Origin of the sequence: Capnocytophaga sp. oral taxon 903 (assembly GCF_013394785.1) — a bacterium.
Taxonomy (GTDB): domain Bacteria; phylum Bacteroidota; class Bacteroidia; order Flavobacteriales; family Flavobacteriaceae; genus Capnocytophaga; species Capnocytophaga ochracea.
The window spans coordinates 1,631,227-1,645,252 of the sequence record NZ_JABXYW010000002.1 but is presented as its reverse complement, the minus strand read 5'-3'; the positions used below and the strand labels follow the sequence as shown (position 1 = coordinate 1,645,252).

The following is a 14,026-nucleotide window of genomic DNA, read 5'->3' as shown; positions in this document are numbered from 1 at the left end:
ATCCTATGAAAAAATATCTTTTAACATTTTTTGTTTTACTAACCACCATAATCTCTTGCCAAAGCAAAGAAGATGACGTTAACAATGGAGGAGGTACACAGTCACCTACTACCAAAACCTCTACTACTACGTCTACTACCACCCCTATACCACCCGTTACACCCCCAGCAGTTCCTTCTCTCAATCAGACAGTGAGATATGAAGGTACTAATGAGGTGTTTTTAAATCCTGAAAGAGGTTTTTTAACCCATCAAGACCAAGGGGAAGGTGATTGGACACTTAATGCAGATTGGGTGAGACAGAAGCGAAATCAGGAGGGGATAAGTCTTATTCTCACGATTTATTATATGAATAACTTTCGGGAGAAAGACATTCCGGAGTACTTTTTAAATCGGATTCGGAATAATATGCGAGTCATTCGCGAAGGAGGCTCTAAGGTGGTTTTACGCTTTGCTTATTCAAAAGACCAAGGTGATTATTACAATGGTAGAGGAGATACCTCGTGGTATTGGACGGAAAGACACCTTAACCAATTGGCACCAATAATTCGTGAAAATGCTGATATCATAGCTGTATGGGAAGCAGGTTTTGTGGGTGTTTGGGGCGAATGGTATTACACCAATCATTACGGCTTTGAACCCCAAGAAAACGCAGGAGCTTATGAAGCCCGCAGAAAGGTATTGGCAAAAGAATTAAGCATTTTACCTAAGGATAGAATGGTGTGTGTGCGCTACCCAATGGCAAAGATATTTACCCAAAACATCAATGTGCACACGAATCTTACAGAGGGAAATGCTTATAATGGCAGTGATTTATCACGCATAGGCTTCCATAACGATTGCTTTTTAGCCGATGCTCCTAATATGGGTACTTATCCTAATGAAAACTACCGCAAGTATATGGAGCGGGAGACCCAGTATGTGGTGATGGGAGGAGAGACTTGCACCTCGCCTAATAGTTTTACAGAATGTAGTAATGCTTTAAGAGAAATGGCTTTGTACCATTGGAGTTATATTAATATGGACTTCCACGAGGGTACTATTAATAGTTGGAAAAACAGGTGTATGGACGATATGAAAAGAAAATTAGGCTATCGTTTTGCACTTAATTACAGTAAATTTACGGGCAACCCAGTGCCTGGAGGACATTTGCAAATAGAGCTTGAACTCAAGAATGAGGGCTTTGCTTCGCCGTATAATCATCGTGATGTGCAGATTGTTTTAGTGAGAAAAGGCACTTCGGAAAAACAAGTATTTAAACTCAATAACGACCCTCGACGTTGGTTTGCAGGTAAGACTGTGAAAGTGAAAGCAGATATTACTTTACCTCAACATCTTTCCAAAGGGCTTTATGACATTTATTTGAATTTACCAGACCCTTACCAAAGTCTTGCTCATCGTCCGGAATACAGCATTCGTTTGGCTAACAAAGGCATATGGGAAGCTCAAACAGGTTATAACAAACTCAATACGATTACGATACAGTAAAGATTAGGATAATAGAAACAGAAGAAAAAGGTCAGCAAGAAGAGTTTTGCTGACCTTTTTTTAATAATATAATACCAGAAATACCAATAATACCAGAAATACTGATGGGTGATGGAAGGTCGGAGTTTTCGTAAGGAAACGGAATATTTCAGAAGAGGCTGGAATGCAATTTTGATGAAAAAAGGTTATTAGGAGGGTATGTTTAGCTTATAGAGAGCTTATAGGAAGCTTATACGAATCTTGGACGATTGGTATAGGAAGGGTATATAAGTAGTTGGTAATGAACAGTTAAAAGAGGTGAGAAAACACTAATTTTGAGGGAAATAAAACGAAGGGAAAACAAAGTAAAGTAGCGGATAAGACAAGGTAAGAAAGATGATGCTACTTTTTTTGATTTTGTTTTTGACCCGCGTACTAATATAGACCTTAAATACACTATTATAGTAGAGTAGGACGGTATTATTTACAAAAAAAGCCTTTGGAACTCCAAAGGCTTTTTTTGTTGTAACATTAAAAAACTTTATTATGATTCTAATGGAATAACAGAAACAAATGATTTGTTATCTCTCTTCTTTTCGAACTTAACGATACCATCGATTTTAGCGTGCAAGGTATGGTCTTTACCAATATACACATTCTCGCCAGCATTGTGTTGAGTTCCGCGTTGTCTAACAATAATGTTTCCTGCGATGGCAACTTGTCCACCGAAAATTTTAACACCTAAGCGTTTAGAGTGAGATTCTCTACCGTTCTTAGAACTACCGACACCTTTTTTGTGAGCCATTTTTTCTTAGATTTTTAGGTTTAACAATTATTTTACGATACCACCGTTCAACTCGTCTTGCCATTTTTTAAGTTCGTCCCATTTGCCGTCAGCGGCTAATTGAGCTTGAGCTGCCCAAGTTTGAGGGTCTAAGTGTGCCAAGGTTGAACTTGTTTCTGATAGAATGGTTTTGATTTCTTCGACTGATTTCTTAGCTAATTTAGCAAAGGTGTCTACCCCTGCTGCTACTAAGGCTTCTGCTGCTTTAGGCCCAATACCTTCTATCTTTTTCAAATCATCAGCTTTTGCTGACTTAACAGGAGCTTTTTCTGTCTTAGGTTTTGCTTGGGTAGTTTTAGCACCACTTGCAACGATGTTCTCAATTACAATTTGCGTAAGGAACTGACGATGTCCGTTCTTAACTTTGTAACCTTTACGTCTTTTCTTTTTGAACACGAGTACTTTGTCGCCTTTCAAATGTTTCAAAACCTTTGCTTCTACGGAAGCTCCATTTATAGCTGGGGCGCCTACGGTGATGGTTCCGTTGTTATCTAAAAGGAGTACGTTATTAAACGCTACTTTCTCTCCTTCTTGATTAGGCAAACGGTGAACAAACACTTTTTGGTCTTTGCTAACTTTAAATTGTTGCCCTGCTATCTCTACAATTGCATACATAGCTTTGTTATTTAATAATGGTTTAAATCGGGCGCAAAAGTACGAATTATTTTTTACCTACCAAAATAAAAGAGAGAAAAAGTTTTAAAACCTTTTCTCTCTTTCTTATTTTATAGCGCCTATAAGGCTTGTATTAATAACTGTTTTCATCAATCTCTACTTTGCCCCAGAATACTTTGTAGACAAAATAAGTGTAGAGAAGCAATAACGGCGCCCCTATCGCGGTAATAGTGAGCATAATCTCTAATGATTTTTGAGAAGCTGCTGCGTTGTATACGGTAATGCTATTGCCAGTTTCTAAAGTAGTTCTCAAGAAAGTAGGGTGCAAATTCAGTGCTGCTACCACCATAAAGAAAACGATGGTGAGAATAGTACCCACAAAAGCCTTTTTATAGTCTTTTTTCTTCATAAAGAAAGCTACGCTTAAGATACTGAGGAGCAATAACGCAGAGAATACTTTCAGTGCAGTGCTATTAGCAATATTTTCAGCTAAATGAGGAGTGAGCATACTGTAAATCGCTACTGCTGTAAACACTACCAAAAAACCGAGGTATGCATAGTTAATGCGTTTCTCGATGCGGTGGTGCATATCACCGTGAGTTTTGAGAAGCAAATACAAACCTCCGTGTACCATAAAGAGCAAGAGTGTCATTACACCTACAAGTAGTGCATAAGGAGTAAGGAAAGTAAAGAGTGCGCCTCCTTGGTATACGAAATTCTCGTCTAATGGAAGTCCTTGTAGTACATTGGCAATTACCACGCCTAAGAGTACAGGCAATACGATGCTGCACACGCTATATACGGTATCCCAAGTGTTGCGCCAACGGTCGCTGTCTTCTTTGCCACGTACCTCAATAGCTACCGCTCTAAAAATAATAAAGGTGAGGAAAAGCATAAAAGGCGTGTTCATAGCCGAAAACAATTCGGCGTACATTAGTGGGAAACCAGCAAAAATACCTGCTCCCCCAATTACTAACCACGCTTCATTACCGTCCCATACTGGTCCGATAGCGTTTAGAGCTACACGGCGTTCTTTTTTCTTATCGAAGAACAAATGCCACGCCCCTGCTCCGAAGTCAAAGCCGTCTAAAATAGCATAGCCTGTAATCAAAAATCCTATAATGATGAACCACCACGTAGGGTAGTCGATTCCTAAAAATGTTTCCATATCTGTATAATGTTATGCTGTTTGTAATTGTTCTTGAGTTTCGTGTTCATCAATACCGTGAACAATTTTCTTGTTCATCAAGTAGATGAATAGAGCGAAGAGGATAATATAAATAACGGTGAATAAGATAATCGCAAAGAGTATTTGGTTAGCCGATACCGATTTAGAAAGAGCTTCGCTCGTGCGCAAGAGTTTGTACACTATCCAAGGCTGGCGACCCATTTCGGCTGCAAACCAACCTACTTGATTACCTATTTGTGGCAATAGTACACTCCATACGAAAATGTGCAAGAGCCAACGTTTGTTGTATAATTTGCCTCTCCACAATAAGAAAGAAGCATAGAGAGTGAGTGCGATGAGAAACATACCAATGGCTACCATTATATGATAGAATTGGAATACAGCATTCACTTGTCCTGGACGGTCTTCCAATGGATATTGGTCAAGACCTGTTACGGGGGCATCAGCATCAAAATGCACCATATACGAAAGCCCTTTAGGAATACTCAACCCGTGAGTTCTCTCATTCTTTTTGTCTACCCAACCAATAATGTAAGCATCTCCAGGCCCTGTCTTGAAGTGCCCTTCCATAGCAGCTAATTTCTCAGGCTGGTTTTTAGCTACACCATCAGCTGAGCTGTGTCCTGAAACCAATTGCAACAAGCACACAATGGTACCGATGATAAGAGTTACTTTAAAGGCTTTTTTAGAGATTTCTACGTGGCGACCTTTGAGTAAATACCAAGCGTGAACGCTCAATACCAAGAAGATACCAGCTAAGAACGCTCCTTGCCATACGTGCCATATACGGTCTATGCTCGAAGGATTGAACACCATCGCCCAAAAGTCGATGATTACGGCTTTAGCTTGCATACCTTCGCCTGCAATTACATAACCTGCGGGGGTTTGTTGCCAGCTGTTGGCAATCACAATCCAAATAGCGGAACACATAGAGCCTAAGAACACCCCAAGGGTAGCCAAGAAGTGCCATATAGGCTTTACTTTATTCCAACCGAAAAGTACAATACCAAGGCAGGTACTTTCAAGTGCGAAAGCAAAAACACCCTCAGCAGCCAAAGCACTACCGAAGATATCACCTACATAACGCGAATAGGTAGCCCAGTTGGTACCAAATTCAAATTCCATTACAATCCCTGTAGCGACTCCTAAGCCAAAGGTAAGTGAGAAGATGCGCGTCCAGAAGCGGGCGAGCGTGTCGTACTCTTTTTTTCCAGTGCGTAGGTAGATACCTTTAAAAGCTACCATTAGTAGTCCAAGCCCTATACTTAAAGGCGGATAGATGTAATGGAAGGCAATCGTCAGTGCGAACTGCACCCGTGCTAAAATTTCTGTCTCCATATGTCGAGTAATTTAATTAGTGAAATATGCGACAAAAGTACACTATATGAGTAATATACCAAAAGAAAAGTAGAAAACGGATATTAATTTATATCACATCTAAATAATATAGCTCTTTCTCTACTCTCATACCTAACTTATCGCTAGCTTTACCTCTGATAATTGGTATTATTGTTTTTTTTTTCGGTATTGTGATGTTATAAAAAATCAATGGATACTCAATACTCTGAATATCCATTGATGAACTTATAATTAGATATTATCGATTTTTACTTGTTCTTTTTAATTTTCTCTTTTATTTCTTTCACTTTGTCTTCTACAAATCGCATTAGTTTATTGGTAATAGGGAAATTGAACACTTCTTTATCAGTAGTAACCCTTGTAGTGAGGTAAATACCCAAAGGCAAAAGTATCAAAGCGGGTATCCACGGTGCCAAGGCTGGGTTGATAGTGTTGTTCTCAGCTATATTTTTCATAAACATTCCTATAAAATAATAAGCTAAGAACAGTATCATTGCTATTACCAAAGGCATACCAATCCCTCCTTTGCGAATGAATGCTCCTAAAGGTGCCGCTACGAAAAAGAGCACAAAACAAGCCACCGTAAGAGCAAACTTATCGCTGAGATTTAAAATGTGTAAGTTCATTAGCTTATAGCGATATTCAAGGTCGCTTTGGCGGAACTCCACATTGTCTAACTGAGCTTGATTGGTATTGATAGCCATATCAAGTACCATTGATTTTTGTGTGTTGTTCAGTTTGTTAAAGAGCTCTCTCACCGAAGTAATCTCCTTAGCAGGTTTAGGCTTCTCTTGTTTTTTCCCTTCGGAAGAAGGAGGTGTCGAAGGAGCTACTGAGAAACCTGTACGGCGAAACATATTATTGCCATAGTCAGTAATATTCTGTTTGAAATCGGTGCGGAGTGAGTCGATAGCGTAATTAAGCTGTCCTACATTCATCATACGATAGGTAGTAGCATCAGTTTTCTCGTTAAAATCTACATTGTTCAAATGCGAAAGGTCAAGATTGATGATGTATTTTTTAAAGTATACCTTGGCAAAAGGTTCTTTTTGTTGGGCTTCATAAGAGTTGGTTTTAATATCCTCGTAATAAGTCCCGTCTTCCAAAATAAGCTGTAAGAAGTTGCTATTAGTCTTAGAACTCTTAAGTTCTCCTCGCTTGGCATTGATTACAGTGCGATTTACTTTATCTGGAGTCTTTTTGTGAATGAGCACATTCTCTAAAAACTCGTCATTATCTCCTCTTTTTTTCCCTACTTTTATGCTTATATCCTCCCCTATGTTAGAGAATACACCTTCGGCTATAGCCATAGCAGGCTTCACTTTGGCAATGTTCGATCTAAGGGTATACACCTCGCGATAAGCCACTGGAATTACATTATTGGCTAAAAAGAAAGTGCCTAAACTCAGTAATGCCATCAGTATAATCAGCGGACGCATTACGCGCATTAGCGAAATACCTGAGGCTTTCATCGCAGCAAACTCATAGTTTTCGGCAAATGCCCCAAAGGTCATAATAGAGGCTATTACCACTGCCAAGGGCATAATGATAGGGATAAGTTGCGGAATAAAATAGATTAGAAACTTGAATATAATCCATAACTCCAAACCACGCCCTGCTAGCTCATCAATGTATGTAAAGATAGTGTGGAATACAAAGATAAGAACAAGTATAGAGAGCGCTCCTAAAAAGTTAGTAAGGAACTGAGTGATAATGTAGCGGTCTAATATCTTCATCTATAATTCACTGATAGTATAGCCGTCTTTTTTGTACTTCTCGCGGTCGAATTTAAAGATATTGTTCGAAATAGGCTGGTTTGTTTTAAAAGTATTCACTGTGATAGTGGTTTTAGTACCGTTCTTTCCTATTTCAATAAGGTTGTAGATGTGTTTAGTTTGTATATCTATCCCCAACAGAATTTGCTTTACATCAGTATTAGCTTTCTGCGGTTTCAGCTCTACATATTGTATTTTGCGCCCGCGCACATTTTGCTGTATATCCCATTTGTACTTATAACCTTTCTTATAGAAGGTAAGCATTCTTGAAGGAGTAATCGCATTGTCGTCATTGGCGTTTTTCTCTATGGTTACTTCTTCATTCTCGGGTACTATGGTATAGGTCTTATGACCGTCGTATATTTTAGTAGCCCCCAAATAATTCAGCACATACTTGTTTTTGGCAATGGTTACATTACCTTTGGTTTCCTGATTGATATTTTCAGCAATATTATCGAGGTTATACTTAAAATCTATATAGATATTATTGTAAGCAACCATCTTGTTGTACACTTCGTCCAATAGCTTTTTTGCCTTGTCTACTTGCTGGCTATGTGCCTGAAATACGCCTAAAAATAAAGCAAAAGCTACAATAAATATTCTTCTCATTTCTAGTGTTTTTAATGATTTAGTCTCTGTCTAACAGCAATTATTGTTCCAAAGTTTTATTGCGATATATATTTTTTACTTCTCTGTCTTGGGTTCTATCACTTTTCCTCCCTTTTTAAATATCTTTTGCATCAAGTCTTTAAAGGTATTGAAATCTACCGAATAGGTCAGTCCTACCCCTTGGGCATACCCTATACGGTCGAGCATATACTGTTGCCATTCGTTTTCTCGGTTGAATATTTTAGCCGTGAGACTACCGTCGGTGTTTAAGCGGAATTGTACCTCTACGTTACCCGCCACTGCCGTACGGCTCACTCCTCCCACAGGGATACCCACTTTGGCATTCACACTCGCCCAATCGGTGATTTGGGTAGAGACAGTAAAGCCCAAACGGTCGCTGTTGATGTCGGACGAACCGTCGTTAATCCCCGCTTCGTACGATACTCCCAAGTTCAGCTTGTTGTCTTCGTCCGAGAGCAATTGGTTAAACAAGCCTGCTGCCGTTTCAAAGAGGTTGTAAGCTACCAAACGGTTGTCGGTATTCTTTTCGCTCATAAACGAACCCTGTGCCAAGAGCGAAAAGGCTTGTAACTGCTTGCGGTCTTGGTCTTCAAGCTTGTAGTTGAGCTCCGATACCAAACTCGGACTACTATCAGGAAAAGTAATGTCAAACAAGGTTTCGGGGCGCATCAATTCTCCCTCTAATTTAATGATTACCTGAGTGTTGATTTTCCGGTTATACTGGGTGCTTTCCAATAGCGTACTTGGGTTCGCACTCAGGTTATACGCCGCTTTCAAGTCGCGCAAAGTGGCTCTTAGCGGGTCGCCACTCCAAGAGATAGACCCCCCTGGGAGCACCGTAAAACGCTTGTCGATGATGTTTTCGTACTTGAAATTATAAAAGCCCGAATAGGTGATAAAGTCCCCCCACATATTAAACTTGCCGTTGGTATTAATTTCAATAAGAAGCGTACCTGCTCCACGCCCCACAAGGTTACTACCCGTTTTTCTATCCATCACAATTTCCACTTCGGCAGTAGGAAGGATATCAAGCTCAAAGTTCAGTTCTAACCCCTTGATAGACTCCAATTCTCGGTTAATTTTTACTTTTTTATCGCCCTTCTCTACAAAAGTGATAAACGAGTCATCGCCCACACTCTCACTATCGCTGAGCGGTATTTTGAAGGACGTACCCTCTTCGGTCTTCGCATTTACTTTAATCGCAATTTCGTCCAATGCTCCTTTAATGCTCGCATTCCCTTTGATAAAGGCAGTCCCGTAGAACAGCGCATCATCAGTATAAGGGGTGTTGAGCACCATAAAGCGCTTGCCAAGGGTTTGCAATCTTAGGTCTAAAAACCAATCTAATAGTTTGTTATGCCTAATCGAACCATTCAGTTTGGCTTGTGTTTTATAAGCGGTATCGGTCAGTAGCCAGTTGTCTATATCAAACGTTTTGTTATTTACCTTTATCCGTGCACCTTCCTGAATATCAGTATTGAGTTTCAGGTACGTAATCCCCACACCTGCTTTGTGCAAGGTGAGTTCGCCGTCCATCAGTGGGTCGGTTACGCTACCGTCTATCTTCACTTGCCCCGACATCGTTCCTCTAAGGTTGTAGAAGACTCCCTCCAAGAACGGATTAAAAGGCGAGAGCTCAAAGTCTCTAAAATAAGCCGTAAGGTCGAGCAAAGTACCCCGCTTCTTGTCTAAGTTAATTTTCCCTCTCGTAGCAAAGCCAAGAGCCCGCCCGTTAGAGAAAAACGCCCCTACATCAAACGACGACAAATCACTGTTACCAAAGATACCCACTTCCAAATCGCCATAGTCATAGCCATTCAGTTTAAAATAGCGTATAAAAAGGTCTGCCGAAGGGTAATATAAGTTCCCGCGTTGAGTGAGCGACACGTTACCATTGAGCGTTCCCGTGAGGTTGAGCCCTTTGATTTCCGGTACTATCTTGTCCATCGCTACGTTATGGGCAACTAAATGCAGGTTCTTATAATCTTTGGTAGTGATGAGCCCACTGAGGTTCATATATTGGTTTTGGTGCGCCATCTTGAAGTTGCTCACCTTAATCGTATCGGCAGTGCGGTTGAGCACAATCTTGTTGTACTCATTCATCGCATTCTCGCGGTTGATATACCACGCATTGCCTTTGAAGTTTATCAATGATTTCTTAATCCCTATAATCGACTCTTGTTTCTTGTTCAAAGTATGGTAGAAATTCAGCTCATAAGTATCTTTGCCGGTATCGCCCCCTTTGAACTCAGTACGGAAGAAAAGCGTATCTTTAATAGTGGTATTAATCAGGTTAAAATCTTGAATGGCATACACCCCAAAATCGGCTTTCTTCACTTCAAAATAAGTATTGTACAGCGGGTTTTTATTGTCTATTTCAAGACTGATACTGTCTATCTGAGTGCCGTATGCATTCACGCTGGGCGACTTCATTTGGAACTTAAAACTCCCTTTATCGGCATCTATATTCCCGTTGATGAAAGTGTTTCTGCCTATCTTCACTTTGGGCACAAACACTTCTACTATCTTGTTGTAAATATCAAAATGGAAGTCTACGTACTGGTTTTTCTCTATCTTATACGGGTTGTATTGGGCATAGATACTCCCCACCGCATTTTGCATTACCTTTTTTAGCTCAGCTAACTTGAACTTTCCTCTTACATTCCCGCTTACAATATCAGGCGAATTAATCGTGATTTCTTTCACTCCATTGTTCAAGGTTGAAACGACCTCGAAGTCCTTAAAGGTAAAACTTCCTGCTGAATTGATGTAATTGGTGTGTTTAAATGATATTTTACCCACAATATCGTCCAACTGATTGCCCGAAATGTCTATCACTACCTTACCACATAACTGCGATACACTGTCCATTTCCATAAAGTGTAAAGCGTGCAAATCGGCAATAGCAATATCCGCTTGAAAGTCAAATTTGTTGTTTCTGCCCGATAGGTCAGCAAGTCCGTTGAAGTTCATTGTAAGGTTCGGGTCTTTTGCGTCTATTTTGCCGTTAAACACCTGATTCCTAAACTCCCCATTAATACCTATGCGCTGGTAGTTATAACCGTTGTAGCCCACCGAATGAACCGTGCCATTGGCGTAGAGTTGCATAGTTTTAAAGTTCAATCCTTGTCCGCGCACTGTCATATCGGCAGTGAGTGCGCCCATAGTCGGGTCGTCTAAAATCTTGCCCAAATGAAACTGATTCGTAGTGAGCGTACCTGTAAAAGCCGTTTTATCGGTATGGGTAAGGTCTTCCAGAGAGCCGTCGATATGTGCTTCGCCGTCATTGGTTTTCAGCAGTACATTGGCTTGTAGCGAAGTAGTTCTGTAAGCAAAATCACCTTCTACTGAAAACATTCCTAATCTTTGTAGTTCCGCTGGAATATTTTCACCCAAATCCTTAGGCATTAAGTAAGCCAAATCGTTATAAATACTCTCAGCATATACACCTTTGCCTATCACGGCTATATTAGCGTGTTCTGCTAATAGGTTTTGGAAAGTTAAATCTCCCTCTATAAGCGTGTTCTGATAAGATATTTTTCCCTGCGGAATAGTGAAGTTGTTCAGCGTACCTTTCATCGTTACACCCTCTAAAACAATGTTTCTACCTCCGTTAAAACCATTGTAAAAAGCGTTCAAATCGGTAGTGTTTACCGTAGCTTTGGGCAGATTAACGTCAAAGACTACCTTGTTCACAAAATCGCCAAAACTGCCGTTGTGAGAGAACATCGTTATAGTACCCTGAATGTCCGTCAATGCCGTTTGCAGTCGCAAATCCTTGGCTTGCATCAAGCTATCGGTATAGCTGAACTGTGTATTTAGGTGGGTAACATTCAGTTTGTCATCAAAGCGGAAGTTCCCTTCTTGCATCTCAAAAAACACTTTGCTACCCAAGATTTTAAAGTCATTTAGCTTAGTGTTCAGATGGTCTACTTTCAAGATAGAAGGGTTGGCGTTATTCTCGTCCGAAATACGGCAATAGCTGTCTTTTAGCTTGATGCTTTTTGCCTTCATCACAAACTTGCCCGTGCTGGGTTCCCCCGAATCGAATTTGTTTACAAACACGTCCAGGTTAGACAAAGTATCACCCTTATGGGTTTTCATATTGAAAATGAGACTATCACCCTTTATGTGTCCAAAGTACAAATTACCGTCAAACAGCTGTTTAAAGTCTAAAATAGAAGTCGTGAGTTTCTTTGCCGAAATAAGCGTATCTTGCTTGTGGTCGCGAATAAGCACTCGCTTGATATCCACATCCCCGTTGATTTTCAGATGTATGCGCTCTATATTCAGGTCGATATCAAAATCTTCATTCAGGTAGTTCACCACCTTTTTAGCGATGAAGGTTTGGGTGGCGGGTAAGGTCAAAAGCAGAGCCGTAACCCCAAGTAACACAAGGGTTATAAGGAAGAAACGGACAAGTATTTTTCGTAATCTTTTGATAGAATGAGTTCTTTACTGCTGACTTAGCGTGCAAAGATACAAATAAAATTGAAAAGCAAAAAAAGATATACTGAAAAAATACCCAAACACACTAAAATAGCTTCTTTCGTCCTTCATCTTACCCCCGCTTTATCTTCATCATACCTTGCTTTTATCTTCATTGTGCCTTCACTTTATCTTCATTGTATTTTCGCTTTATCTCCATTGTGTCTTTGTTTATTCATCACCTATCCGTATGACTCGCACCGTCTTACCACCACTACAATCCGCAATTTTCCGGCACTACACTCCCCCTCTCCTTGGGAGAAGTCTCCGAATAGGAGAGTATGTGAACGGGGTGAGGATTCCTTTTTCTTTCGCCTCGAAACCCCGTTTTTAACATTTTTAGCCTTGTTGTATTATATTATGAATCAACTTTTTATATACCCTTTCTATACCAATCGTCCAAGATTCGTATAAGCTTCCTATAAGCTCTCTATAAGCTACCCCCACCCTCCTTACACCCTTTTTTCACCAAAACTTCTCCCAACTCACTTTTTATATTTTTCGTTTTCCTCCGATAGCTCAGACCAGTCCAATTTGTCCGACAAGTCAGACCCGTCAAAAAACCTTTTTTATCACTACCCATTTGCTCATTTGCTCATTTCCTCATTTGCTCATTTGCTCATTTCCTCATTTTCTAATTTTTGGCATTATTTGGTACAATTATTGCACTATGGCGTGGCTGAAAAATACTGCCATCAACCGTCACAAAGGCTATTACGCTACTTCTTATGGGCATTGTGGAAATTATCCAAACGTGTTAAATAAATGTTAAAGTGTCACCTTTCTGATACAACGTAAAAAAAATATACTACCTTTGCACCCGCAATGAATTCTTATTTAACAATTAAAAAATGTTTCGAACAACAACACTATGAACAAAAAGTATTTTTTCTTATTCCTTATTTTTGTATTAAGCAGTTTTTTGTATTTCGTACACGCCCAAAATTCCCATCTTAGCAAAGAAAAACTATTAGCCTTAAAAAAAGTCGAACTTAACATTAAAGATTTGTATAACGAGCTAAACGCCGCCCAATACGACCTTAGCTTCGAAGCTTTTCGCTACGCTTATATAGGCTATCAATCTCTCAGAAAGCAACACCGCTTAAACGAAAAAGACCTCTTCTCTATTATTGATTTTACAAAAGATAGTAGCTCTAAGCGTTTTTATACTATCGACTTAGAGAAGATGAAGATAGTGTATTACACCTATGTAGCACACGGTAAAAATAGTGGAGAAAAAAAGTCCTCCTCTTTTTCAGATGCGATGGAATCTAACAAAAGCAGTATAGGCTTTTACATTACAGGTACCACTTACATCGGTAGTAAAGGATTTAGCCTAATGTTGTACGGCGATGAAAAAGGCTATAATAGTAACTTAGCCAAACGTGCAGTAGTTATCCACACTGCCAATTACGCCAATGAAAATTACATAGCTCGTACGGGGCGTATGGGCAGAAGTTTAGGTTGCCCTGTATTGCCCGAAAATATATATAAACAAGTCATTGAAACTATCAAAGAGAAAACAATGATTTTTGCTTATTACGACGATGCAAAATACCTCAGCTCCTCTAAATACTTAAATGTTTTAAAACTTATTGACGACGAATCCGTCTTCTAAATAAATTTTGATTATCCTTATCTGAATACTTAAAAAATAAAA

Annotated in this window: 10 protein-coding genes; 2 read left to right on the top strand and 8 right to left on the bottom strand. The window is 39.7% G+C overall.

Going from position 1 to position 14,026, the window contains the following annotated elements:
* Nucleotides 1-5 precede the first annotated feature (5 nt).
* Entirely contained in the window at nucleotides 6-1,487 is a 1,482-nt protein-coding gene (locus HW279_RS06825) for a DUF4832 domain-containing protein (RefSeq protein ID WP_178958434.1), read from the top strand.
* Nucleotides 1,488-2,010: 523 nt separating this feature from the next.
* Here HW279_RS06825 and rpmA read toward each other — a convergent pair.
* The 8 genes from rpmA to HW279_RS11150 all read right to left on the bottom strand — a co-directional run bounded on the left by rpmA (nucleotide 2,011) and on the right by HW279_RS11150 (nucleotide 12,949).
* Entirely contained in the window at nucleotides 2,011-2,271 is a 261-nt protein-coding gene (rpmA, locus tag HW279_RS06820) for a 50S ribosomal protein L27 (protein ID WP_002670844.1), read from the bottom strand.
* Between the two features lie 27 nt (nucleotides 2,272-2,298).
* Complete coding sequence (rplU, locus tag HW279_RS06815; protein ID WP_015782584.1) at nucleotides 2,299-2,925, bottom strand: 50S ribosomal protein L21; 627 nt, start codon at nucleotides 2,923-2,925, stop codon at nucleotides 2,299-2,301.
* 133 nt (nucleotides 2,926-3,058) lie between these two features.
* On the bottom strand, nucleotides 3,059-4,093 hold the full coding sequence (gene cydB / locus HW279_RS06810) for a cytochrome d ubiquinol oxidase subunit II (RefSeq protein ID WP_178958433.1): 1,035 nt from the start codon (nucleotides 4,091-4,093) through the stop codon (nucleotides 3,059-3,061).
* Nucleotides 4,094-4,105: 12 nt separating this feature from the next.
* On the bottom strand, nucleotides 4,106-5,452 hold the full coding sequence (locus HW279_RS06805) for a cytochrome ubiquinol oxidase subunit I (protein WP_178958432.1): 1,347 nt from the start codon (nucleotides 5,450-5,452) through the stop codon (nucleotides 4,106-4,108).
* 269 nt (nucleotides 5,453-5,721) lie between these two features.
* Nucleotides 5,722-7,209 carry an LptF/LptG family permease gene (locus HW279_RS06800; protein ID WP_178958431.1) on the bottom strand — a complete coding sequence of 496 codons (1,488 nt, stop codon included), beginning with the start codon at nucleotides 7,207-7,209 and terminating at the stop codon, nucleotides 5,722-5,724.
* Complete coding sequence (locus HW279_RS06795; protein ID WP_178958430.1) at nucleotides 7,210-7,857, bottom strand: LolA family protein; 648 nt, start codon at nucleotides 7,855-7,857, stop codon at nucleotides 7,210-7,212. It abuts the gene before it with no gap.
* 75 nt (nucleotides 7,858-7,932) lie between these two features.
* Nucleotides 7,933-12,273 (bottom strand): translocation/assembly module TamB domain-containing protein, encoded by a 4,341-nt coding sequence (locus tag HW279_RS06790; protein ID WP_178958429.1) that lies wholly within the window; start codon nucleotides 12,271-12,273, stop codon nucleotides 7,933-7,935.
* Between the two features lie 523 nt (nucleotides 12,274-12,796).
* Nucleotides 12,797-12,949 carry a glycine cleavage system protein T gene (locus tag HW279_RS11150; RefSeq protein WP_255495796.1) on the bottom strand — a complete coding sequence of 51 codons (153 nt, stop codon included), beginning with the start codon at nucleotides 12,947-12,949 and terminating at the stop codon, nucleotides 12,797-12,799.
* A 288-nt stretch (nucleotides 12,950-13,237) separates the two neighbouring features.
* On the opposite strand from HW279_RS11150, the gene HW279_RS06785 reads away from it, so the two are divergent.
* The gene (locus tag HW279_RS06785; RefSeq protein WP_178958428.1) at nucleotides 13,238-13,984 is read left to right on the top strand and encodes a murein L,D-transpeptidase catalytic domain family protein; all 747 of its coding nucleotides are present in this window, start codon (nucleotides 13,238-13,240) and stop codon (nucleotides 13,982-13,984) included.
* The last annotated feature ends 42 nt before the right edge of the window (nucleotides 13,985-14,026 follow it).

Bases quoted from the DNA above. Each gene is read 5' to 3' on its own strand.
- HW279_RS06825 (WP_178958434.1), top strand. From the start codon at position 6: ATGAAAAAATATCTTTTAACATTTTTTGTTTTACTAACCACCATAATC.
- rpmA (WP_002670844.1), bottom strand. From the start codon at position 2,271: ATGGCTCACAAAAAAGGTGTCGGTAGTTCTAAGAACGGTAGAGAATCT.
- rplU (WP_015782584.1), bottom strand. From the start codon at position 2,925: ATGTATGCAATTGTAGAGATAGCAGGGCAACAATTTAAAGTTAGCAAA.
- cydB (WP_178958433.1), bottom strand. From the start codon at position 4,093: ATGGAAACATTTTTAGGAATCGACTACCCTACGTGGTGGTTCATCATT.
- HW279_RS06805 (WP_178958432.1), bottom strand. From the start codon at position 5,452: ATGGAGACAGAAATTTTAGCACGGGTGCAGTTCGCACTGACGATTGCC.
- HW279_RS06800 (WP_178958431.1), bottom strand. From the start codon at position 7,209: ATGAAGATATTAGACCGCTACATTATCACTCAGTTCCTTACTAACTTT.
- HW279_RS06795 (WP_178958430.1), bottom strand. From the start codon at position 7,857: ATGAGAAGAATATTTATTGTAGCTTTTGCTTTATTTTTAGGCGTATTT.
- HW279_RS11150 (WP_255495796.1), bottom strand. From the start codon at position 12,949: ATGGGTAGTGATAAAAAAGGTTTTTTGACGGGTCTGACTTGTCGGACA.
- HW279_RS06785 (WP_178958428.1), top strand. From the start codon at position 13,238: ATGAACAAAAAGTATTTTTTCTTATTCCTTATTTTTGTATTAAGCAGT.